We start from the raw sequence: 21,636 nt of genomic DNA on the forward strand, positions 1-21,636 counted from the left end.
GGTTTCCCTCCTTAAGCCCTCTCGAGCGTAGCCATCGCCCGAACAATCACCAGTAGCACCGAAAGACTCACGCCGCTCGACGCGCGCAATTCCGCAAGTAACTGCCCATAGCGTTCCAGCGCGGCCTCGTGCTGCCCGCACCAGGTGTCCACGAGCGCTTGCGCGTCCGCCGTATCCGCCACCTCCGCTGCCTGCGCCAGCACGCTCGTCGTGAGCGCGCGCTTGAGGCGCGCCACCTCCGCGAGCGCGCCCGCGCGCGCCATCGTGTCCCAGTGGGTCGGCGTGGGCAACGCCGCCGCACGCTCGCTGATCCAGCCGTAATTGAGCCGCGTGCCCAGCGCGAAATACGTGGCCGCGACGAGTTCCAGCGGCCGGCCGCATGCCGCCGCCACTTCGGCGATATCGAGCAGCGCGACGGAGATTTCACCGCCCGCCACGCGCAGCGCGAGCGGGCTTTCCACGCCCGCATTCACCAGTTCGCCCTGGCGCACGGAAAGCGCTTCGAGATCGCCCTCCGGCAGCAGCGCGGGCAGTTGCGGCGCGAGCCGCTGCGCCGCCGTCCGGCAATGCGCAAGCAGCGAGCCCACACCGTCCCGGTCCACCGCGCCCGCCTGCAGATGGCGCAGGAACCACAGCGCCGCACGTTCGAGCAGCCGCGCGATCTCGACGAACATGCGCGCCTGAACGTCGTCGGGCACGCGGTTGTCGAGTGCGTCGATGGCGCGCCAGATGTCGTCGAGGTCGAACACGTCGCGCGCCATGATGCATGCGCGCACAATCTCGTCGGGCTGCGCGTCGGTCTCCTCCATGAGACGATGGACGAACGCGCAGCCCACGCGGTTCACGAGCGCATTGGTCAGATGCGTGGCAAGAATTTCGCGCCGCAGCGGATGCCGCTGCATCGGCTCGCTGAACCGCTGCTGAAGCGGCTTCGGGAAATAATCGGTCAGTAGGCCGGCCACGAGAGGATCTTCAGGCACGTCCGAGTCGAGCAGCGCATCGTAGAGCCACATCTTGCTATAGGCGAGCAGAACGGCGCGTTCGGGAGACGTGAGGCCGAGCTTCGCGGCCTGGCGCTCGGCCACTTCCTCGTCCGTCGGCAGGAATTCGATCACGCGATTGAGCCGCCCCGCGCGTTCGAGCCAGCGCATGAAGCGCGCCTCCGCATCCAGCAGCCTCACAGCATAACGACCGGCAATCGAGAGCGACTGGGTCTGGTAATAGTTGTCGCTCAGCACCAGCAGTCCGACTTCGTCGGTCATTTCCGCCAGCAGCGTGTTGCGCTGTTTCGTCGTCATTTCGCCGTCGGCCACCACGAGGCCGAGCAGGATCTTGATGTTCACTTCGTGATCCGAACAATCGACGCCTGCCGAGTTGTCGATCGCGTCGGTGTTCATGCGCCCGCCGTGCTGCGCGAATTCGATGCGCCCGAGCTGCGTCACACCGAGATTGCCGCCCTCGCCCACCACCTTGCAGCGCAGGTCCGAGCCGTTGACGCGCACCGCGTCGTTGGCGCGGTCGCCCACCTGCGCGTGCGTTTCGCGCGCAGCCTTCACATACGTACCGATGCCGCCGTTGTAGAGCAGATCGACGGGCGCTTGCAGAATGGCGCGAATCAGCTCGTTCGGCGTAAGCGCCACGGCCTCGATACCCAGCGCCGCCTGCACCGCGGGCGCGAGCGGAATCGTCTTCACGGTGCGCGCGAACACGCCGCCGCCCGCCGAAATCGCGGCGGTATCGTAATCGGCCCAGCTCGAGCGTTCGAGCCCGAAGAGGCGGTCGCGCTCCGCGAAACTCGCGAGCGGATCGGGCGTGGGGTCGAGAAAGATGTGCCGGTGATCGAAGGCGGCCACGAGCTTGATATGCGGCGAGAGCAGCATGCCGTTGCCGAACACGTCGCCCGACATGTCGCCGATACCTACCACCGTAAAGTCGGTGGCCTGCGTGTCCACGCCCATTTCGCGGAAGTGCCGCTTGACCGACTCCCACGCGCCGCGCGCGGTGATCGCCATCTTCTTGTGGTCGTAGCCCACCGAACCGCCCGAAGCAAACGCGTCGTCGAGCCAGAAGCCGTATTCGGCGGAAATCGCGTTCGCGTAGTCGGAGAACGTGGCCGTGCCCTTGTCGGCGGCCACGACGAGGTAGGGATCGTCGGGGTCGTCGCGCACCACGTCGGGCGGCGGCACGACTGCACGGGTCACGAGGTTGTCGGTCAGATCGAGCAGACCGCGCAGGAAGGTCTGATAGCACGCCACGCCTTCGCGCATCCATGCCTCGCGGTCGCTCGCCGGCGGCGGATTCTTCACGACAAAGCCGCCCTTCGAGCCCACCGGCACAATCACCACGTTCTTCACCATCTGCGCTTTCATGAGGCCGAGCACTTCGGTACGGAAGTCTTCGCGGCGATCCGACCAGCGCAGGCCGCCGCGCGCGACGCGCCCGCCGCGCAAATGCACCCCCTCCACGCGCGGCGAGTAGACCCAGATCTCGAACATCGGCTTGGGTTCGGGCAGGCCCGGCACTTTCGACGGATCGAACTTGAACGACAGCGCGGGCCGTTCCGCGCCGTCCGCACCGCGGCGGAAATAGTTCGTGCGCACCGTCGCCTTGATCACGCCGAGGAACTGCCGCAGGATGCGGTCCTCGTCGAGATTGGGCACCTGGTCCAGCGCGGCTTCGATGGCCTTGAGCTTGAGCGCCACGCGCTCCTCGCGGGCTTCGTCGTCGCGCGGATCGAATCGTAGTACGAAGAGTTCGACCAACTGGCGGGCGATCGCCGGATTGCCGGTCAGCGCGCGTTCGATATAGGCGTCGCTGAAGGTCGATCCCACCTGGCGCAGATATTTTGCGTAAGCGCGCAGGATCGTGACTTCGCGCGCGCCCAGATAGGCGCGCAGGACGAGCCGATTGAAATCGTCGTTCTCGATGCGGCCGCTCCACAGGCCTTCGAACGCGTCTTCGAACAGGCCCTTCACGCGTTCGATATCGAATTCGGTGTCGTCCGCGAGTTCGAGGCCGAAGTCGTGCACCCATGCCGGCGCGCACGTGGGCGCCTCGATCACGTAGGGCCGTTCCTCGTCCACGCGCACGCCCAGGTGTTCGAGCATCGGCAGACTGCGCGAAAGCGCGATCGCTTCGCCCGCGCAATAGACCTTGAAGCGGAACGTGCGCGGCCCCGCCTCGATGGGGCGGTAAAGATTCATGGCGATGCGCGGCGTACCCTGCACACGCTCGATCAGTTCGATATCGCGCACCGCCGTGCGCGCCGGATAGTCGTCGCGATAGCCTGCCGGAAACGAATCGGCGTAGCGATGCAGGAGCCGCGTGCCCTGCTCTTCGCCGAATGCGTCGAGCAATGCGTCAGCCAAATCGTCCTGCCAGCGGCGCGTGACCTGCACGAGCCGCGCCTCCAGTTCGCGGGTGTCGACGTCGGGCATCGTGCCGGGCTCGGCGTGCACGACGAAATGGATCCGCGCGATGGCGGACTCCGAAAGCAGCGGCGTGAATTCCACGGAAACGCCATTGAAGGCATCCGCCAGCAGGTTCGCGATACGCCGCCGCAAGTCGGTGTTGTACTTGTCGCGCGACACGTACACGAGGCACGAGACGAACCGGTCGAAGCGGTCGCGCCGCACGAACAGCCGCGTGCGCTGATGCTCCTGCAGGCGCAGCACGCCGAGCGCGATCTCGTAGAGCTCGTCCTCGCTGGCCTGGAGCAGTTCGTCGCGCGGATACGTTTCCAGCACCGTGACAAGCGATTTGCCGAGATGCCCTTTCGGCAGAAAACCCGCGCGCTGCACGATGTTCGCGCACTTGCGCCGCACGATGGGGATTTCGGCGGCGGACACCCTATACGCGGTCGAGGTGTAGAGCCCGACGAAGCGGCGCTCGCCGCACACCTTGCCGTCCGGCCCGACGAGCTTCACCCCCACGTAGTCGAGATAGCCCGGCCGGTGTACCGTGGCGCGCGAGTTGGCCTTGGTGAGAAAAATGGGCCAGGCGCCGCCGATGATGTCCTGGGCCGCGGGCGGCAACGGGGTGACGTCGGGTGCGCCCGGCACTCGCAGCGATTCGCGCAGGATGCCGAGGCCCGAGCCCTCCACGCGGCGCAGACCGTAGCCGCCGTCGTGCCCCACGAGCGCGTAGTCGCACTGGCCAAGGAAAGTGAAGTGATCCGCCACCATCCATTCGAGAAACGCCCGCGCTTCAATGTCCTCGGCGGTCGACTCGCGGGCTTTCTGGGTCTTGATCGTGGCGCGCGCGACTTCGACTATCTTCGGCCAGTCTTCGACCGACGCCCGCACGTCGCCCAGTACCCTGGCAATGTCGTGGCGCAATTCTTCGAGTTTTGCTGCGTCGCCGCAGCGGTCCACCTCGAAGTGGATGAACGAGGCGAGTTGCGATTGTCCGTCGTCGGTGCTGGCAACGCCCTCGTCCACCCGCCGGATCGTCCCCTCTTTGTCGCGCCAGATCCGGAACACGGGGTGCAGCGCCGAATGCAGCGCGAGCCCCAGCCGGTTGACGGCCATGGAGACCGAATCGACGAGAAACGGCATGTCGTCGTTGACGATTTCGACGACCGTGTGGTCTGAATGCCAACCGTGCTGCTCAAGAATCGGGTTGTAAACCTGCGTGCGCTCGCTGCCCGGCACGAAGCGCTGGGCGGTTCGCCAGTGCGCCATGGCGGCGCCGTAGAGGTCGGCAATGCTGCGGCTGCGCAGATCTTCTGCGTCGGCGAAATCGTAGTAGTGCCGCAGGAAAGGTTCGACGATCAGGAAGGTTGGCTCGGGCAAACGCGCCCGAGCGAATTCCATGACATCGGAGAGCAGATGAGCGACGAATTCTTCGTTCTTCGCTAGCATGACGGACTCCTTGACGGGTAGCCATCGACTGCATCGGCGGTCCGGCCATTATGCACCGTCAAGGTGATCGAACGATGAATGCGTGAGCACGACGGAAGCTGTCACCCTCTTGTCAGGAACGACAGCAGCAAGCGCGTCACCGCTTCGGGTTTCTCCTGCTGGATGAAATGCCCGCCGCGCGCGATGAGATGATTGCCAACGAGATTCGGCACGTTGCTCGACAGATTCGCGTACTCGTCTTTCGCCATTTTCAGCACGCCATCGAGTTCGCCGGCAATGAACAGCGTCGGCTGCAGAATCTTCGCGCCGTCGAGGAACGGCGTCATCTCCCAGTTCCGGTCCAGATTCCGGTACCAGTTGATCCCGCCGCGAAAACCGGACAGCCGGAACCGCCCGACCAGATAGTCGAGGTCCTCGGCCGGCAGCCAGTCGGGTAGCCTGTCCGGAATCGCCAGGTTGTCGATGATCCGCGTGCCCTTTTCGAATCGCGCGAAGCTGATCCGCTTGTGCGCTTCGTCGAATTGCGCATCGCCGGACGCCGTGTACAGCACTCCTAGCAGCGAGCGATGGACGTCCAGTTCGAGTTCCCGCTCGACCTTCCCCGGCTCCTGGAAATAGTGCTGATAGAAGTCCCGCTCCTGCGTGCCGGCATCGAAGCGCACCGCCGGCCGCAGCTTGTGCCGCGGCAGATACGGCACGCTCAAGTGCGCAAGCTTGCTGAACAGATCGGGGCGCAACAGCGAAGCGTACTGCACGACGATCGAGCCCCAGTCGTGCCCGACAAGAATCGCCTCCTGCTCGCCCAGCGCGCGCACGAGGCCGACCAGATCGCCCACGAGGTTGAGCACGTGATACGAATCGATCGCGAGCGGCGCGTCGGTGTCGCCGTATCCGCGCTGATCCATGGCGACCACCCGGAAGCCCGCATCGGCGAGCGCCCCGATCTGATGGCGCCACGAGTACCACGATTCGGGCCAGCCGTGGCACAGCAGCACGAGCGGCCCGCTTCCGGCCTCGACGTAGTGCATCCGGATGCCATTGGTGTACGCATAGCCATGCTTCCAGTCCGTCGACATCGCACTTCTCCCGTTGTCCTGCGTGGCTTGAGGGATCGAATCAGGCGCTCACTCGCACCGCGTCACGCCAGCGCCGGATAATCGACGTAGCCGTGCGCACCGGCACCACCATACAGCGAAGCGTCCTTGAACGGCGGGTTGAGCGGCGCATTCTCGCGAAAACGGCGCGGCAGGTCCGGTGTCGTGATCATCGCGCGGCCGAACGAGATCATGTCGGCGCGGCCGCTCTGCAGCGCGTCGACGGCCATCTCCTTCGTATAGCCGTTGTTCAGCATCCACACGCCCGTGTACAGGCGATGCAGCGCTTCGTAGTCGAACGGCGCATTGTCGCGCGGACCGCCCGTGTGCCCTTCGACAACGTGGATGTACACCGGGTGCAATTTCTCCAGCTCGCGCACCACATATTCGAACAGGGGCTGCGGATCGCTTTCCGACGAATCGTTGACCGGCGAGACCGGCGACAAGCGAATGCCGACGCGCTCCGCGCCAATCTCGCCGATCACGGCGGCCATGACTTCCAGCAGGAAGCGGGCGCGGTTCTCGATGCTGCCGCCGTACTCATCGGCGCGGTGATTCGAGCCGTTGCGCAGGAAGGCGTCGATCAGATAGCCGTGTGCGCCGTGAATCTCGATGCCGTCGAATCCGGCCTCGATGGCTTTCGCCGCGGCGGTGCGAAAATCGTCGACGATGCCGGCGATCTCGGCCGTTGCGAGCGCGCGCGGTTCCGAGCAGTCAACGAAGCCCTGGTCGGCGATATAGGTCTTGGCCTTCGCGGCAATCGCCGAAGGCGCGACCGGCGCCTGGCGATCCGGCTGGAAGTGCGTGTGCGACATGCGGCCCGTATGCCAGAGCTGCACGAAGATCTTGCCGCCCTTCGCGTGTACGGCATCGGTCACCTTCTTCCACGCGGCGATCTGGTCGGCGGTGTAAACGCCCGGCGTATGCGTATAGCCCTGGGCCGTCTCGGAGACCTGCGTCGCTTCGGCGATGACGAGGCCGACACTGGCGCGCTGACGGTAGTACTCGACGACCATATCGGTCGGCGCAAGGCTGTCGTCGGCGCGGCTGCGCGTGAGCGGCGCCATGGCCATGCGGTTCGCGAGTTCGAGCTTGCCGAGCTTGATCGGCTGGAACAATGCGTCGGTGAGACAGGCTTCGGTCTGGACACCCATGTTGAGGACTACTCCGAGGTTGGTTTGATGGGGGCGGCAGCCCGGATAACAGGCGGAAACAACTGATCGAGAATCAGGTCGACGCTTTGGCGCAGCGGCTCGACCGAGCGCTCGAGCTTCACGCGCAGCAGCGCGCCTTCCCACGCGTCCCACGCGAGGCCCGACAACGCAGCCGGCGCCACGTCGTCGCGAATGTCGCCGTGCGCCTGCGCGCGGCTGATCATTCCGGCAAGGCGCTCGCGCCAGGCGAACTGCGCTTCGAGCAGCGCGACACGGCACGGGTCGCTGGCAAGCCCGATCTCCGCCGCGAAGTTGCCGACGAGGCAGCCGGCCTGCATCGTCCGGCGTTCGTGATACGCGATCATCTGCGCGAACACATAGCGGATCGCGGCCATCGGCTGCGGCGGCGCGGATTCGATCATGGTCTCCCACGATCGCTGCAGATAGGCCGCGTACTGCGCGATGATTTCGACCGCGAAGGCCTCCTTGCTGTCGAAATGGTTGTAGAACGAACCCTTCGGCACGCCGGCGTGATCGGTGATCTGCTGGATGCCGGTGGCGTTGTAGCCCTGGCGCGAAAAGAGCTCGCGCCCCGCCCGGATCAGGCGGTTGGGGATGTCGGTTTTGTCGGCGGTTCGAGACATGAGCGGATAATATGACCGGTCGTCTTAAAAGTCAAACGGCCGGACGGCGATGTCGTCCGGCGAGCGGCGACTGAGCGGCTGGCCTTCCGCAGAAGCACGAGATAGGAGTCTGTTAAACGCTGCTAGACTGCACGCGGAACGCCCCGCCCCTACTCGACCATTTGCGACATTTCAATGACTGAAGTCCCTCTAGCATTTGGCAGCCAGACTGAATGGGAAAGCTGGTTGGAGCATAACGGCGGCACTTCGACCGGAATATGGCTGCGCCTGTCGAAAAAGGGCGCCGGGCAGCCTGCCTTGACTTACGCACAGGCGACGGAAAGCGCCCTCTGCTATGGCTGGATTGATGGTCAAAAACAGGCCGGGAGCGAGGAATACTGGTTACAACGCTTCACCCCGCGCTCACCGAAAAGCCTCTGGTCCCAACTCAACAAAACGAGAGCTGAAGCGCTGATCGCTGCGGGCCGAATGCGTCCCCAAGGCTTGAGGGAGATCGACAAGGCCAGGAAAGACGGCCGCTGGGAGGCCGCTTATACGTCGGCAAGTCACTCGATAGTGCCGGACGATCTGCAGGTTGCGCTCGACGCCAATCCGAAAGCCAGGAAATTCTTTGCGACGCTTAACAGCCGCAATCGTTATGCGATCCTGTTTCGGGTACAGAATGCGAAAAAGCCGGAAACACGCGCGCGCAAGATCGAGGAATTCGTCGACATGCTGAACCGAGGCGAGACTTTTTATTCCTAGGTTTGGGTTCTTCTGGCACTGGTGCTTGCCATTCAGGTGAGCACAGAACGAGACCGTAGGCGCCACGCGTACCCGACGAAAATCGATCAATGTTTCCTGCCGACATCAACGCTGGATGCTCCGAACTTTTCGACATAGGGTGCGAACGTCGCGCCGCACGTCCCTTACGCCACTTGCTGCGCGCGTGGCCGCTGACAAGCGGGCTAACGGACGATTGGGGTGCTCTGCATGAAGCGCTACGAACACTACGAGCCAATTGTCGGACAGAGATTTCCGAAGTGGAGCAGACGAGGGTTGACGACCTAATCCGTGCTATCGCTGTTACCTTCTTTCAGCGATGAGAGACTGCGGGAAGCCTATGAAATGTGATTGCCACGATCAGCCAGCAATTCGCAGGATTGACGGGACTTTGCTGGCACTGTTTCCCGGCTTCCAGCGTGTGGATGCTGTGGACTGGAGAGCGCTTCTGCGATGTCCGACGTGCGGACAACTATGGGCTGCTGATGAATGGGACAAGTATCAGATTCAGTTTGCGGTAAAGGTCAAGGCGATGAAGGACTGGAGTGCTTCAGACGAGGCCCTGCGTAAGGAATATCTCGTTCAATTGCGCGGGGAGAATACGGGGGCAAAATGCATGTGGAATGCCTGTGAGAAGAATCAGTTGAACGGTAGCGCATATTGCGTCGACCATCTTTACGCCACTGGCACAAGAACCTGACCGAGGCACGCGCTTCATGCAGAAGGTACAAGTCGATCCGAAGGCGACCGTCGCGCGGTTGGCGATGTGCTCCCTGTGACAGACGTCTCGCACCCGAAACTTCATCAGATCACACGCCCGAAGCTTGCTGTCGATGGCGAGATTGAACATGGCCAGATCCCGCACGCGGAACGAAAGCTGCAGGCTCGGATCGCCCAAATCTCCTTGAGCTTCAACGGCGGCTTCTGATCGACCGGTCAATCTCCCTTTGTTCCACGGCACCCGCGACGAACCGGTATTGGATGGCACACTCGCAACAATCTCCTTTCAGTTGAAGGGAGATCCAGTGTGTGTCCAAAGCAACGAGTGCTGATCGAATAGGTGAATACGCGATATCCGTTTTCGACCGGTCCCGACTCCGGTCGAAAGCGTCATTCCTAAAGTATATGCGTGTTCTGCCGATATTAATCCTGTCCTCTCGGGTCCGCATGGACGAACCATTAGCACATCCGTGGTGCGACTCCCCCAGAGGATTTTCCGTATAAAAGAAGAATGGACCACACTATGAAAAATGAATATATTTCCAGGACCGGGCTAGCGACTTCTGCTCTCTGCATAACGTTCCTGGCGGGATGTGTATCTTTACCCAAGAGCGAACTTGCTGCCCAAAATCGTGAGGGGTTGCACTCCATCGCTATTCTTCAGGTGAACGAGCCGGCTGCCGAAAATGTCTGGAATCTGGGGGGCGCCGCAGGTGCGTTTGGCCTTGTTGGCGGGCTCGTGCAAGCCGGTATCAACAGTAGTCATTCGAAGACTTACGCACAGAAAATTGCGGAACAGAAGATTCTGTTTGCTCCACTGACCAGCGATGGAATCATCTCGCGCCTCACCACAGACGGGTATCAGGTTGTCAAGCTGACCAATCAGAAGGTCAAACTTTCAGCGGATGGCAAATCGGACGACTACTCTGACATTCATACAAACGCAGATGCCATCCTGAACGTGTGGTTCACATCGTTCGGCTACGTGTCGCCGCCTGAGTCCACCGATTTCGTCCCATGGGTTGTTGTTCGTGCCCGTCTACTGGACGCAAAGACGAAGCAAGACATGTACTACAAGACCTTCGCCTGCGGCTACGACATCAAGGCAAATAGCGTTCATATTGATAGTGATGCCGCGTACCGTTACGGAAGTTTCGGAAAACTGGAAGACCAGTTCGATCAGTCCGTGACGGGCCTGAAAGTGTGCGAACAAGCGGTGGTGGCGATGATTGGCCAGGATTTCGCGAAGTCGCAATGAACGAAGTCACGGCTAACCGGTGCAAAACCGGAGTGTACATATTCTCGGTCGACCGTATCGAATCAGCGTAGTTGCCCGTATTCACCCACTCCGCCCACTATCCATTCAATGACTGCTCTACTTGGTGGAACAGCCACTCTGGTAACCGTTTAGCCGTGACAACGAATGTCGTCAAGTGGCCGACCACCGCCCCACGAGTGAGCGCGGTGATCGCCGGAGGGCGGCATCTCACGCAAATGATATAAGACGACCCGAGACGGTCGTTGCTCCCCCTTGAGCGAACGACCGATAATCTACGTGCGGTCAACGGCTCCTAAAGGCTGTGCAGAAACTCGATCACGGCGGCATTGACGAGATCCGGGGCCTCTTGTTGAAGCCAGTGACCCGCTTGCTGAATGATTCGGGAGTCTCGCAGGTTGGGCACAAGCTTACGCATGCCGCTAATGATTTCGTGCATACCCGGAATCGCCAGCCCGGTGTCGTATTCCCCGACGAGATAAAGGGCGGGAGTTTGGACCGGCAGGCCAATGAAGGCTGCCTGCAATTCCCAGTTACGGTCGAGATTGCGGTAATAGTTCAGTCCACCGCGAAACCCCGACACCTCGTATGCCCGCACAAAAGTGTCAATGTCGGCCTTCTCGAGCCACGTGAGTGGCGATGCGGGCTCCGGCAAAGCGTCGAGGAGTCCCGCCTGCCGTGCCACGAGTCCGAAAGGATTCGGTGTTTTCTGGTCGCGCGGGCCGGCGTCCCTTGATGCCCAGAAATAGAGCTTACGCAGTGTAGCGGCAACGTCGGACTCAAGTTCGCTCTCGGCTTGCCCCAGTTGAGAAAAATAATGCGTGTAAAACCACGCTTGTTCAGTTTGCGGAAATAGCCGGCTCGGCATGATCGGGGCCCGGTCCATCATGGGAACCCCTAGCGCCACGACAGCGCGAAAGCGGTCGGGCCGCAACAGCGCGGCCTGCCACGCAATGGTTGCGCCCCAGTCATTTCCCACCACGACGGCATTTGTCTCTCCGAGCGCATCCATGATCCCCACCAGGTCACCGATGATGTCGAGCGTCGTATACCGCCCTGATTCAATCGGACAATCGCTGAGTCCGAAGCCCCGCAGATCCGGAGCAACTGCACGAAATCCAGCACTCGACAAGCCCGCCAATTGGTGTCGCCACGCGTACGACGTTTCAGGAAACCCGTGGAGAAGCAGGACCAGCGGCCCCGCTCCCTGGACGGCGACGCTCAGGCGGACGCCATTGGTTTCGATGAAGGACTGAGTCAATGCAGACACGATCGCGCTCCTATGGTTGCGTTAAGTCACGCGAAATCGTAACATCAAATGTCACGAATACCCTGCTTCAAAAAACATGCATCGAGATACACGGCTGGCCCGGCTTCTTCACGTACTCGTACACATGCATCTGCGCGGCGGCACAACCACCTCCGAGACGATCGCGCAAATGCTGCACACTCAGCCGTCGCTGGTTCGACGCACTATGGCTGCGCTGCGTTCAGCCGGTTATGTAGAGTCGATCGCAGGACCGGGGGGAGGCTGGGCTCTCTGTCGTGAACTCGATGATCTCACCGTGCGCGACATATATGCTGCTATAGCATCCAAGAGCGCATTCGCGATCGGTACGGCGGATGACAATCCGGCCTGCCCGGTGGAGTCAGCAGTCAACCGGTTCCTCGACGATGCACTGAATTCGGCGGAGGACGAATTGCTCCGGCGTCTCGCGCAAATGCGTCTTTCCGACATAGCACGGTACGTGAAGGTGCTGAAGGCCTAAGGCAAGTATGCGATTTCCCAAAGCGGTGCTCGCATATGCATCGATCGCCCCCGAGCGAACCGCTTCGATGGCATCGGCCTGTTGTTCGAAGAAGGTTATCTGGTCGTCGCTTACGCCAGAATTTCTCGCCGAGTCGTGTTGGACCTGTCCGGCAATGATGCCAAGACGTGCATCGTGGCGTTCCGCAAGCGAAGCATAGCTCTTGAGCGTTTTTGGATTTCCTGCCCGGAATAGCCCGGTGACGATGACCGGGCCAAACCGCGCCGGCTGCATTGCTACAGGATGGCTTTGCGGTTTGCGATTGTCGTGCGAAGCTTTTCGATCCTCCCGACAACGGTCGCGGGATCCGCACCGTTGCACGCACACTCGCGCAATTGCAGCGCCTCGCCGGCCATGGCTTCATCGGCGGCGATCAGGCGCGGGAGAAATTCCCGCTCGGCGCGGTGCCGCAGCCAGGTCGTGTCGTTCTCGGGAACAGGCAGATGCCGGATGAGGGCTTCAACCGCTTCGATATCGCGGCCGATCGCCTCGAGTTTCTTGATCTGCGCACGCTCTTCGACGCCCGGAAACGGCACTTCGCGGCTGGGCGTCGGGATCGTGCGGCGAATGGTTGTCGCACGACTGGCCAGCGCCGCGCGTGCTTCGCCCAGCAAGCCGCACACACCATTGCGGACGAGTTGGTCATCGGCCCGGTCCTTGTTTTCCTGCCGATAAGCGTTGTAGCCCCAACCGGTGTAGAGATTAACCAGTAGCGCCTTGAGCACGCCGGCGTCGTCGATGGGGTTCGGTGTCAGGGACATGGCTTGTCCGGTCGCAAGTAAGGCGGGCCGGCCGGCCCGCCGCGGTGGAGAGATTACTTCGGCAGGCCGCCCAGCGCGCCTGCGTCGAACGTGCCCAGTGTACCGCCGCCGATCTGGAACGGCATGCCCGCCGCAGCATTCGGTGCGGAAATGAGGCCCTTGTCCGCCATCTTCAACGCAAGGTACATGCGCGCGGCCTCGACTTCGGTCATCCCAAAGGCGCGCAGCGAGATCAGTTCGCGCATGCGGGCGTCCTGCGGCATGATCAGCACCTTCACGTCGTTCAAATGCACGCCGTAGATGTCGAGAAACTCGCTCAGGTGTCCCTTTGCAAGCTCGATGATGTCGTGAATACGCTCGTTGACCTGCTCCATCGGCGTGACCTGCACGATCTGGTTGATTGCCTGTTCGATCACGGGCCCGGCATACGCGGTCAGCTCCGCGATCGGGATACGTTCGCCGGCGAACGGCATGTGCGTGATGAGCTTGACCGCATCGTCCTTCGTGTCGACATGGACGTAATAGTCAACGGTGTATTCCATGATCGCCATCTCTTTCGAGGTGGCGATGCCCTTGTTCTGCGCCAGCAGCTTGCTGCGCTGGACGTAGATGGTTTCGTACTGCCACGGTGAGCTGCCGCTGAAAAAGCCCTGCACGATATTGCCGAGGATCGGCTTGTCCGGTGTGATGACCTGATGCTGACCGGTCTCGTAGACGTCGAGCACTGCGCCGCGGCTTTTCAGCACGCAGAAGTGGTTCGATTCCACGGTCAGCAGGGAGCCGGACACGATACTGCTGTCCGGGTACTTCCAGGCCAGCGTGTCCAGCCCCATCACGTCGCGCCCCTGGTTGTCGAGCGTGCTGATGACCTGTCGCTGCAGGCCGCTGCCTTGTCCGAATGCCATATCCGTGTTCCCTTCCCGTTAGATACCCGCGCACAGGCCGGCGAGTGTGGCCGTTACAGCGTTCTGTCCTTGGCGGCCCGCTGGCGCTCAGATCGCGCGAGGGGCGTTGGCCTCGATGTCAACGATACCAGTAACGATGCCCTGCATAGGGTCCACCGTGCCCGGGAGCCGGAAGTGGCACGGAAAAAGCGTCCTCGCACTGGCCCAGGCGGTGTCGACACCAACATAAAAATCGGTCAATTGTGTGATAGAAGATACATGCCGGGTCCGATTCTGCCAGTAAGGAGTTCAATGGCCCCTCGATCAAGCGGCCGCTGCAAGGCTTGAAAGCCGGGTACCGAGTCCCATTTATCGTTCGTGAATCCGCGTATCCGTCCCTCCTTGCCGCCCGAATGGCCCTTTCCGCCGAATCGCGATGTCGCGGGTCGGACCTTCGGCGATCTCGTCGCACTTCAATATCGCGGCGCCGGCGTGTGGCTCTGGAGGTGCCGGTGCGGCACCCACGTGACCGCGGGGCTCGACGCGGTGGAGGCCGGCCGTACGCGGGATTGCGGCTGCCGTGAGCAGCGCCGTGTGTGGCGGTCCCGGCCGGGCTCGCCTGCGCTACGCGGAGGCGAGGTGTTCGGCCAACTGACGACGGACCGGTACGCCGGCGATGGTTTGTGGGTTTGCCGGTGCGACTGCGGTGGCGAGACGACCGTGAGTGCCGGGCGTCTGCGATTAGGCCAGGCGCGTTCGTGCGGGAGCTGCCTGGTCGCTTCGGCCGACTGAGCGGCGCGGCCTGCATGTCCGGGTTTCCGCCAGGCATCGAGGGGCGCCATGGAAACGCCCCCTCGATGCATCAGAACGGCCTGGTCGGCAGATACTTGCCATTCAGCGTGATCACGGCTCGTTCGCCGCCATCCGGATCGGGCACCTTCTTGATATCCAGCTTGAAGTTGATCCCGCTGATGATCCCGTCGCCGAACATTTCGTGAATGAGCGCCTTCAGGGTCGTTCCGTACACCTGAATGATCTCGTAGAAGCGGTAGATAGTCGGATCGGTGGGCAAGCCGCCGGGGATGCTGCCACGATAGGGTATCGTTTGCAGCAGGCGAATCTGGCTTTCGTCAAGGTCCAGCTTCTCGCCCACGACCTTCGCCGCGTCGGCCGGCAGGGCATGTTGTCCGAGAAGCGCCGCCGTGACGAACGCGAGGCCAAGACCGGTGCCTTCGTTGATCTGCTCGAACGTGAGATCCTTGCTGATCTTCGCGTCCAGAATCGTTTCGGTAAGAGCTTCACGAGGGGCTTTGATGCACAGCGACTGGGTCATGATAGTTCTCCTGGTGGTGAAATGAAGGGGAAATAGCGATTCAAGCCCTGGCGTCGGCTCGGGCCGGTGTCGCGCAAACACCCGGATGTTCAGCGAGCGGGACGAAGCAGTGGCTCGTGCCGTCGAACGTCTCGATCGAACCAGTCTCGATGTCGTACACCCAGCCGTGCAGTGCGAGGCGGCCTTGTTCGAGAGCGAGGCGCACGGAAGGATGCGTCTTGATGTTGGCAAGCTGGGCGATTACGTTTTCCCGGATCATCGAATCGACACGCTCGTGTTCGCTGGCATGCTCGCGCGCTTCGTTGACCACCCTCGCCGAATCCGCGTAGTTCAGCCAACTGCGGACCGCGGGCATGTGATCCATGCATTTGCAGGTCGCGATCGCGGTCATGGCGCCGCAATCGGAGTGACCGCAGATCACCACGTCGGCCACTCTGAGTCCGGCTACCGCGTATTCGACCGTCGCGCTTACACCGCCCGGTTCCGGACCATAGGACGGAACGATATTTCCAGCATTTCGGATGACGAATAAATCGCCGGGTTCACGCTGAGTGACGAGTTCGGGCACGAGCCGGCTGTCGGAACACGAGATGAACAAGGTCTGCGGATGCTGGCAGGTGGCCAGTTCCCTGAACAGTTCAGTGCGCTTCGGAAATGCATCGCGCTGAAATCTCAGGAAGCCGTCGATGATCTCTTGCATGGTTCGCTCCATCAGATGGTGTCGTTCAACCGATGAGCGAAGAATGCGCCGATCCCGTTATCGAGTCCAAGACCGGCTTGCTATACACTCCATAGGCAACACCAATACCTCGAACCCGCCCGGTCATGCTGCTCAGACATATTCGCTACCTGCTTGCTGTCGCAAAACACCGCAATTTCACGCGTGCGGCCGAGGCATTGCACGTGTCTCAGCCAACGCTGTCGCAACAGATCCGGCAGCTCGAAGACATGCTGGGCACCCAGTTGTTCGACCGATCCGGTCGTACGGTGCAACTGACCGACGCGGGCGAGGCGTATGTTCGATATGCGCAGCGGGCGCTTCAGGATCTGGAGGCCGGGCAGCGCGCCATACACGATGTTCAGGAACTCACTCGCGGCTCGCTGCGGCTCGCGACCACGCCAACCTTCACCGCGTACCTGATCGGTCCACTGCTCGAAAAATACAATCGGCGCTATCCCAACCTCACGCTCAATGTGATCGAAATGTCGCAGGAACGGATGGAAGCCCTGTTGAGCGAAGACGAGCTCGATGTGGGCATCGCATTCGACGATATCCAGTCCCCCGATATCGAAGCGCAGGTGCTTTTCGTGGAGGCGTTGGCCATGGTGGTCGGGAAGACGCATCCGCATGCCAAAACCCGTGCGCCGCTGACGCTGAAGGAGTTCAGGAACGAGGCGCTGGTTCTGCTAAACGACCACTTCGCGACGCGCCATTACATTGACCGGTATTGCCGGCAGCACGGCATTGCGCCGCGTATCGCGATCGAGGCGAATTCGATCAGCGCCGTTATTGAACTGGTAAGCCGGAGCAAGCTCGCGACAATATTGCCTGCCGATATTACGCGTGACCACAAGGAGCTTTGCCTCGTGGAATTGAAGCCCGCACCTCCCAAGCGAACGGCCGCGCTGCTATTGAGAAAGGAAGCCTGGCGCAGTGCGGCAACCCAGGCGTTTATCGCGTTGGCGATGGAAGAAGCCAGCCGGTGATCCGTGTTGCGCGCAAGAAAACATCGACATCGACGCGAGCCCGCGCCGCATCCCCAAGCCGCGGCCTCGTCGTGCCGCACCGGCGTATTAAAATCATCGCAGATCACACGGACTGCTGGGTAAAGCTTTGACCGATTTCCAGGAGGGTTACATTCTGACGCGCCACTGGCGCGATGCCGGCACGCATACCGAGGTCGAATTCTGGCTATCCACGCAAACCGGGCCACGCCTCTTGCGTTTGCGTCCGCAACCCTCGGTCGCGTTCATCCCGGCCGACCAGGCACCCGATGCCGCGCGGGTGCTCAAAGGCGAAGCGCGTGTCGAGCTTCGCCCGCTCTCGCTCGAAGACTTTCGCCGGCGCCCTGTGCTCGGGCTCTACGTGCCGCAATATCGCCCGCTCGTGGGTCTTGCCAAACGGCTCGCGCAGGCCGGCGTCGACGTATATGAAGCCGATATTCAGCCTCCCGATCGCTACATGATGGAGCGCTTCATCACGGCACCGGTTCTCTTTCGCGGCGAGCCCGACGAAGCAGGCCGATTGATGAACGGCGAGCTGAAGCCGGCGACGCAATATCGCCCGCGCCTGAAACTGGTCTCGCTCGACATCGAAACGAGCGCTCAGGGCGAGCTCTATTCGATCGCGCTCGAAGGCTGCGGCGAACGCCAGGTCTTCATGCTCGGACCGGAGAACGGCCACGCGAGCGCGATCGATTTCCAGTTCGAGTACTGCGAAAACCGCGCGCAGATGCTGGAGCGCCTGAACGCGTGGATGGCGCGGCACGACCCGGATGCGATCATCGGCTGGAATCTCGTGCAGTTCGATCTGCGCGTGCTGCGCGAGCACGCTGAAAAATATGGTGTGCCCCTGCGCCTCGGGCGCGGCGGCGAGGCGATGGAATGGCGCGAGCATGGCATGCGGCAGCAGCACTATTTCGCCGCGGCGGCAGGCCGCCTCATTATCGACGGCATCGAGGCGCTGCGTTCGGCCACATGGAGCTTCCCGTCGTTCAGCCTGGAATACGTCGCGCAGGCGCTGCTGGGCGAAGGCAAATCGATCGACAATCCGTATCAGCGCATGGACGAGATCCAGCGCCGCTTCGACGAGGACAAGCCCGCGCTCGCGCGCTACAACCTCAAGGATTGCGAACTTGTTACGCGCATCTTCGAGAAGACGGAGCTCATGGCCTTTCTGCTCGAACGCGCTTCGGTGACAGGACTTCCCGTCGACCGCAGCGGCGGGTCGGTCGCGGCCTTCTCGCATCTGTACCTGCCGCGAATGCATCGCCTCGGCTATGTCGCGCCGAATCTCGGCGACGTCACGGGCGAAAACAGCCCCGGCGGCTTCGTCATGGATTCGCGCCCCGGCATCTACGATTCGGTGCTGGTGCTCGACTACAAGAGCCTCTATCCGTCGATCATCCGAACCTTTCTCATCGATCCCGTCGGCCTGATCGAGGGCCTGCGCGACCCGTCCGATCCGCAGTCCGTGCCGGGCTTTCTCGGCGCGAGATTTTCGCGCGGCAAGCACTGTCTTCCCGAGATCGTGAAACAGGTCTGGGAAAGCCGCGATCAGGCCAAGCGCCAGCAGAATGCGCCGCTCTCGCAGGCGCTGAAGATCATCATGAACGCGTTTTACGGCGTGCTCGGCTCGACCGGCTGCCGCTTCTTCGACCCGCGGCTCGCTTCGTCGATCACGATGCGCGGGCACGAGATCATGCGCAAGACGCGCGAACTCATCGAAGCGCAGGGCTACGACGTGATCTACGGCGATACCGACTCGACGTTCGTCTGGCTCAAGCGCCCCTACGCCGAAGCCGATGCCGTGCGGACCGGCAACGCGCTCGTCGAGCACGTCAATGCCTGGTGGACGGCGGAGTTGCGCGAGCGCTACGGGCTCGACAGCGCACTCGAACTGCAATTCGAACGGCACTACTCGCGTTTTCTCATGCCCACCGTGCGCGGGGCTGAGGAAGGCAGCAAGAAGCGCTACGCGGGGCTCACGCGCGCGAAGGACGGCAGCGAGGACATCGTGTTCAAGGGGCTCGAAACCGTACGCACGGACTGGACGCCGCTTGCGCAGCAGTTCCAGCGCGAGCTGTACCGCCGCGTTTTCAGGCGCGAGCCCTACGCCGACTATATTCGCGACTACGTGCGCCGAACCCTGAGCGGCGAACTCGACGATCAGCTCGTCTACAGAAAGCGCCTGCGCCGTCCGTTGAGCGACTACCAGCGCAACGTGCCGCCTCACGTGCGCGCGGCGCGCGTGGCCGACGAATTCAATCGCGAAAAGGGACGGCCGCTGCAGTACCAGAACGGCGGATGGATCAGCTACGTGATGACCGTGGCCGGGCCGCAGCCGCTGGAAACGCTGGCGGCGCCGATCGATTACGCGTTCTATGTGGCGCGCCAGTTGCAACCCGTTGCGGATGCGATCCTGCTCTTTGTGGGCGACGATTTCGAAACGATAACTTCGGGGCAGGCGAGCCTTTTTTAGTGCTGGTGTTAGCGTCTGCGTGAGTGCCGATGGCATCGCTCCCGGTCTTTCGCATGTCTTCTCGCTCGCGTACAACGACCGGTTGAAAAACGCATTCCGTAGACTAGACTGGTCGATGACTTCTATTTACCTGCCTCCTTTAATCTGATTTCCAATGACTGGAAAGGGGATTACTATGCAACTCGCATGCAGGTCAATTCGCCAGACACCCTCCATTCACCGCACCCTGATTATTTTCACGCTGCTTGCGCCTGCCGCATTCCAGCCCGCTGACGCGCAAAGTTTTACGATCAAGGATCTCGGCACGCTTCCTGGCAACACGAGTCAGGCAAGCGGAACCAACGAGCGCGACCAGGTCGTCGGCTTCTCGAACCTCTCGAACGGGGATCAGCACGCCACCCTGTTTGAAAATGGAAAGGTGACCGACCTGGGCACGCTTCCCGGTGGCACCAATTCCGCCGCTTCCGGAATCAATGACCGCGGCCAGATAGTCGGCTCGTCGTCCCTGGGCGGGAACGAGCACGCCCTGTTGAACGAGCACGCCTTTTTGTTCGAACACGGCGTGATGACCGATCTGGGCACCCTGCCCAATGGCAACACCAGTGTCGCCAACTCAATCAACAGTCGCGGCCAGGTGGTCGGCTGGTCGCTCAACTCACTCACGGACACTCAGGCCGTTCTGTTCGATAAAGGCGTCGTGAAAGATCTCGGCACGCTCCCTGGCGGCTACTTCAGCGCGGCTTACGGGATCAACGAGCGCGGCCAGGTGGTTGGCTGGTCCACGAGCGCAAGCAGTGGCAACGACCATGCCTTTCTATATGAAAACGGAGTGATGACCGACCTGGGCACGCTACCCGGCGGCAACAGCAGCGACGCTTTCGCGATCAATGATCGCGGCCAGGTGGTCGGCCAGGCGTCCACGCCAGCCGGGTACGAGCACGCCTTTTTGTTCGAGCACGGCGTGATGACCGACCTGGGCACGCTGCCCGGCGGCAGCATCAGCGCCGCTTCCGGGATCAACGAGCGCGGCCAGATAGTCGGCTCGTCGACCAATGCAACTGGAAACTTTCACGCTTTCCTGTATGAAAACGGCGTGATGACCGACCTGGGCGAACTCCCTGGCGGCAACACCAGCGGCGCCGACACGATCAATAATCGCGGCCAGATCGTGGGCTTCTCCGCGACGCCTTATTCTCCGTGGCACGCCGTTATCTGGACGCCGGGAAAATGACTGGCGATCCCGCATCGGTGCAGATGCCGCGAGGTGGGGACATTCGACACAATCGGCTAAATCGCAGACAATCCGTCACCGAGTTAATAAACGGCCAGCATCGATGCGCCTTCAATGTCCAAAGGCGCATGGGCCACAATCCCTGTCCACCATGCCATCTTCGCCCCCTGTCGCTCTTGTTACCGGCTCGACCTCTGGTATTGGCGAGGCAATTGCACGACGCCTCTCGCTGGACGGTTACTTTGTTGTCCTGCATTCGCGCATCTCGGCGGAAACCGGCCGTACGCTGGCCCGCGAGCTGGGATCGGCCGCTTACGTGCAAGCGGATCTGGCAGATGACGCCGACCGGGTAAAGCTGGTCCGGGAAGCCATAGCGATCTCGGGCCGGCTGGACGTCCTCGTCAACAATGCGGGCATCAGCCGCGTTATCGCTCACGCGGACATGGCGGCGGCAACGCCTGAGGTCTGGCATGAACTGCATGAGGTCAACGTCGTAGCGCCGTTTCGGTTAATAGCCGAAGCCCAGTCCGCGCTTCGCGAAGCCGCAAGGCGAGGAAAGCCGGGTTGCGTGGTCAACGTGAGCTCCCACGCCGGCGTGCGGCCCAAGGGTGCGTCCATTCCTTATGCCGCGACCAAGGCGGCATTGAATCATGTCACCCGCCTGCTGGCGCTTTCGCTTGCCCCGGACATCCGGGTCAATGCCGTTGCTCCGGGCCTCGTGGATACGCCTCTCACAGCGGATTGGACTCAGGCGCAGCAGCTCTGGAAAGAACGGGCCCCAATGCGCCGGGCGGCCAGTCCGGAGGACATCGCCCAGATCGTTTCAATGCTCGTCGCCTCGGATTATTTGACCGGGGAAATCCTGCTTTCCGATGGCGGCCTGAACCTCACCTGAGCGTGTCGCGA

Annotated in this window: 16 protein-coding genes and 2 pseudogenes; 7 read left to right on the forward strand and 11 right to left on the reverse strand. The window is 62.0% G+C overall.

All coding sequences use genetic code 11. The annotated features are described in order from the left end of the window. Positions 1–11 precede the first annotated feature (11 nt). The 4 genes from WJ542_RS29570 to WJ542_RS29585 all read right to left on the reverse strand — a co-directional run bounded on the left by WJ542_RS29570 (position 12) and on the right by WJ542_RS29585 (position 7,754). Positions 12–4,862, reverse strand: coding sequence for an NAD-glutamate dehydrogenase (locus WJ542_RS29570; RefSeq protein ID WP_411193091.1), 4,851 nt, complete (start codon positions 4,860–4,862; stop codon positions 12–14). Between the two features lie 101 nt (positions 4,863–4,963). Then, positions 4,964–5,938: an alpha/beta fold hydrolase gene (locus tag WJ542_RS29575; protein ID WP_411193092.1), complete on the reverse strand. Its 975-nt coding sequence runs from the start codon at positions 5,936–5,938 to the stop codon at positions 4,964–4,966. 62 nt (positions 5,939–6,000) lie between these two features. Beyond that, positions 6,001–7,110 (reverse strand): alkene reductase, encoded by a 1,110-nt coding sequence (locus WJ542_RS29580; RefSeq protein ID WP_411193093.1) that lies wholly within the window; start codon positions 7,108–7,110, stop codon positions 6,001–6,003. Positions 7,111–7,118: 8 nt separating this feature from the next. Then, complete coding sequence (locus WJ542_RS29585) at positions 7,119–7,754, reverse strand: TetR/AcrR family transcriptional regulator (protein ID WP_411193094.1); 636 nt, start codon at positions 7,752–7,754, stop codon at positions 7,119–7,121. 174 nt (positions 7,755–7,928) lie between these two features. Between WJ542_RS29585 and WJ542_RS29590 the strand changes: the two genes are divergently transcribed. After that, on the forward strand, positions 7,929–8,498 hold the full coding sequence (locus WJ542_RS29590) for a YdeI/OmpD-associated family protein (protein WP_411193095.1): 570 nt from the start codon (positions 7,929–7,931) through the stop codon (positions 8,496–8,498). Between the two features lie 763 nt (positions 8,499–9,261). Here the strand turns inward: WJ542_RS29590 and WJ542_RS29595 are convergent. Continuing rightward, a pseudogene (locus WJ542_RS29595) lies at positions 9,262–9,504 on the reverse strand (integrase); the annotation flags it as partial. Between the two features lie 255 nt (positions 9,505–9,759). Between WJ542_RS29595 and WJ542_RS29600 the strand changes: the two are divergent. Then, positions 9,760–10,494: a hypothetical protein gene (locus WJ542_RS29600; RefSeq protein WP_411193096.1), complete on the forward strand. Its 735-nt coding sequence runs from the start codon at positions 9,760–9,762 to the stop codon at positions 10,492–10,494. A 313-nt stretch (positions 10,495–10,807) separates the two neighbouring features. Here the strand turns inward: WJ542_RS29600 and WJ542_RS29605 are convergent, their stop codons facing one another. Next, positions 10,808–11,782 (reverse strand): alpha/beta fold hydrolase, encoded by a 975-nt coding sequence (locus tag WJ542_RS29605; protein ID WP_411193097.1) that lies wholly within the window; start codon positions 11,780–11,782, stop codon positions 10,808–10,810. A gap of 76 nt (positions 11,783–11,858) precedes the next feature. Between WJ542_RS29605 and WJ542_RS29610 the strand changes: the two genes are divergently transcribed. Beyond that, positions 11,859–12,281: an Rrf2 family transcriptional regulator gene (locus WJ542_RS29610; RefSeq protein ID WP_411193098.1), complete on the forward strand. Its 423-nt coding sequence runs from the start codon at positions 11,859–11,861 to the stop codon at positions 12,279–12,281. Here WJ542_RS29610 and WJ542_RS29615 read toward each other — a convergent pair. The 5 genes and pseudogenes from WJ542_RS29615 to WJ542_RS29635 form a co-directional block, all read right to left on the reverse strand. Further along, positions 12,282–12,515, reverse strand: a pseudogene (locus WJ542_RS29615) (transporter substrate-binding domain-containing protein); the annotation flags it as partial. Positions 12,516–12,556: 41 nt separating this feature from the next. Then, the gene (locus WJ542_RS29620; RefSeq protein WP_411193099.1) at positions 12,557–13,081 is read right to left on the reverse strand and encodes a hypothetical protein; all 525 of its coding nucleotides are present in this window, start codon (positions 13,079–13,081) and stop codon (positions 12,557–12,559) included. A 53-nt stretch (positions 13,082–13,134) separates the two neighbouring features. Next, positions 13,135–13,986 (reverse strand): SPFH domain-containing protein, encoded by an 852-nt coding sequence (locus WJ542_RS29625; RefSeq protein WP_411193100.1) that lies wholly within the window; start codon positions 13,984–13,986, stop codon positions 13,135–13,137. An 841-nt stretch (positions 13,987–14,827) separates the two neighbouring features. Beyond that, positions 14,828–15,298, reverse strand: a complete 471-nt coding sequence (cynS, locus tag WJ542_RS29630; protein ID WP_411193101.1) for a cyanase — start codon at positions 15,296–15,298, stop codon at positions 14,828–14,830. A 40-nt stretch (positions 15,299–15,338) separates the two neighbouring features. Continuing rightward, complete coding sequence (locus WJ542_RS29635) at positions 15,339–15,998, reverse strand: carbonic anhydrase (RefSeq protein WP_411193102.1); 660 nt, start codon at positions 15,996–15,998, stop codon at positions 15,339–15,341. Positions 15,999–16,123: 125 nt separating this feature from the next. On the opposite strand from WJ542_RS29635, the gene cynR reads away from it, so the two are divergent. From cynR to WJ542_RS29655, 4 genes are all read left to right on the forward strand, one after another. Further along, on the forward strand, positions 16,124–17,005 hold the full coding sequence (gene cynR, locus WJ542_RS29640) for a transcriptional regulator CynR (protein ID WP_411193103.1): 882 nt from the start codon (positions 16,124–16,126) through the stop codon (positions 17,003–17,005). Positions 17,006–17,132: 127 nt separating this feature from the next. Next, positions 17,133–19,499, forward strand: coding sequence for a DNA polymerase II (locus WJ542_RS29645; RefSeq protein ID WP_411193104.1), 2,367 nt, complete (start codon positions 17,133–17,135; stop codon positions 19,497–19,499). Between the two features lie 175 nt (positions 19,500–19,674). Further along, complete coding sequence (locus tag WJ542_RS29650; RefSeq protein WP_411193105.1) at positions 19,675–20,730, forward strand: HAF repeat-containing protein; 1,056 nt, start codon at positions 19,675–19,677, stop codon at positions 20,728–20,730. Positions 20,731–20,881: 151 nt separating this feature from the next. Continuing rightward, positions 20,882–21,625, forward strand: a complete 744-nt coding sequence (locus tag WJ542_RS29655; protein WP_411193106.1) for an SDR family NAD(P)-dependent oxidoreductase — start codon at positions 20,882–20,884, stop codon at positions 21,623–21,625. Positions 21,626–21,636: the final 11 nt, after the last annotated feature.

This window comes from Paraburkholderia yinzeri (assembly GCF_046581065.1).
GTDB lineage: Bacteria > Pseudomonadota > Gammaproteobacteria > Burkholderiales > Burkholderiaceae > Paraburkholderia.

What these genes read in the sequence shown, in the direction of transcription:
- WJ542_RS29570 (WP_411193091.1), bottom strand. Translation starts at nt 4,862, where the DNA reads ATGCTAGCGAAGAACGAAGAATTCGTCGCTCATCTGCTCTCCGATGTC.
- WJ542_RS29575 (WP_411193092.1), bottom strand. Translation starts at nt 5,938, where the DNA reads ATGTCGACGGACTGGAAGCATGGCTATGCGTACACCAATGGCATCCGG.
- WJ542_RS29580 (WP_411193093.1), bottom strand. Translation starts at nt 7,110, where the DNA reads ATGGGTGTCCAGACCGAAGCCTGTCTCACCGACGCATTGTTCCAGCCG.
- WJ542_RS29585 (WP_411193094.1), bottom strand. Translation starts at nt 7,754, where the DNA reads ATGTCTCGAACCGCCGACAAAACCGACATCCCCAACCGCCTGATCCGG.
- WJ542_RS29590 (WP_411193095.1), top strand. Translation starts at nt 7,929, where the DNA reads ATGACTGAAGTCCCTCTAGCATTTGGCAGCCAGACTGAATGGGAAAGC.
- WJ542_RS29600 (WP_411193096.1), top strand. Translation starts at nt 9,760, where the DNA reads ATGAAAAATGAATATATTTCCAGGACCGGGCTAGCGACTTCTGCTCTC.
- WJ542_RS29610 (WP_411193098.1), top strand. Translation starts at nt 11,859, where the DNA reads ATGCATCGAGATACACGGCTGGCCCGGCTTCTTCACGTACTCGTACAC.
- WJ542_RS29620 (WP_411193099.1), bottom strand. Translation starts at nt 13,081, where the DNA reads ATGTCCCTGACACCGAACCCCATCGACGACGCCGGCGTGCTCAAGGCG.
- WJ542_RS29625 (WP_411193100.1), bottom strand. Translation starts at nt 13,986, where the DNA reads ATGGCATTCGGACAAGGCAGCGGCCTGCAGCGACAGGTCATCAGCACG.
- cynS (WP_411193101.1), bottom strand. Translation starts at nt 15,298, where the DNA reads ATGACCCAGTCGCTGTGCATCAAAGCCCCTCGTGAAGCTCTTACCGAA.
- WJ542_RS29635 (WP_411193102.1), bottom strand. Translation starts at nt 15,998, where the DNA reads ATGCAAGAGATCATCGACGGCTTCCTGAGATTTCAGCGCGATGCATTT.
- cynR (WP_411193103.1), top strand. Translation starts at nt 16,124, where the DNA reads ATGCTGCTCAGACATATTCGCTACCTGCTTGCTGTCGCAAAACACCGC.
- WJ542_RS29650 (WP_411193105.1), top strand. Translation starts at nt 19,675, where the DNA reads ATGCAACTCGCATGCAGGTCAATTCGCCAGACACCCTCCATTCACCGC.
- WJ542_RS29655 (WP_411193106.1), top strand. Translation starts at nt 20,882, where the DNA reads ATGCCATCTTCGCCCCCTGTCGCTCTTGTTACCGGCTCGACCTCTGGT.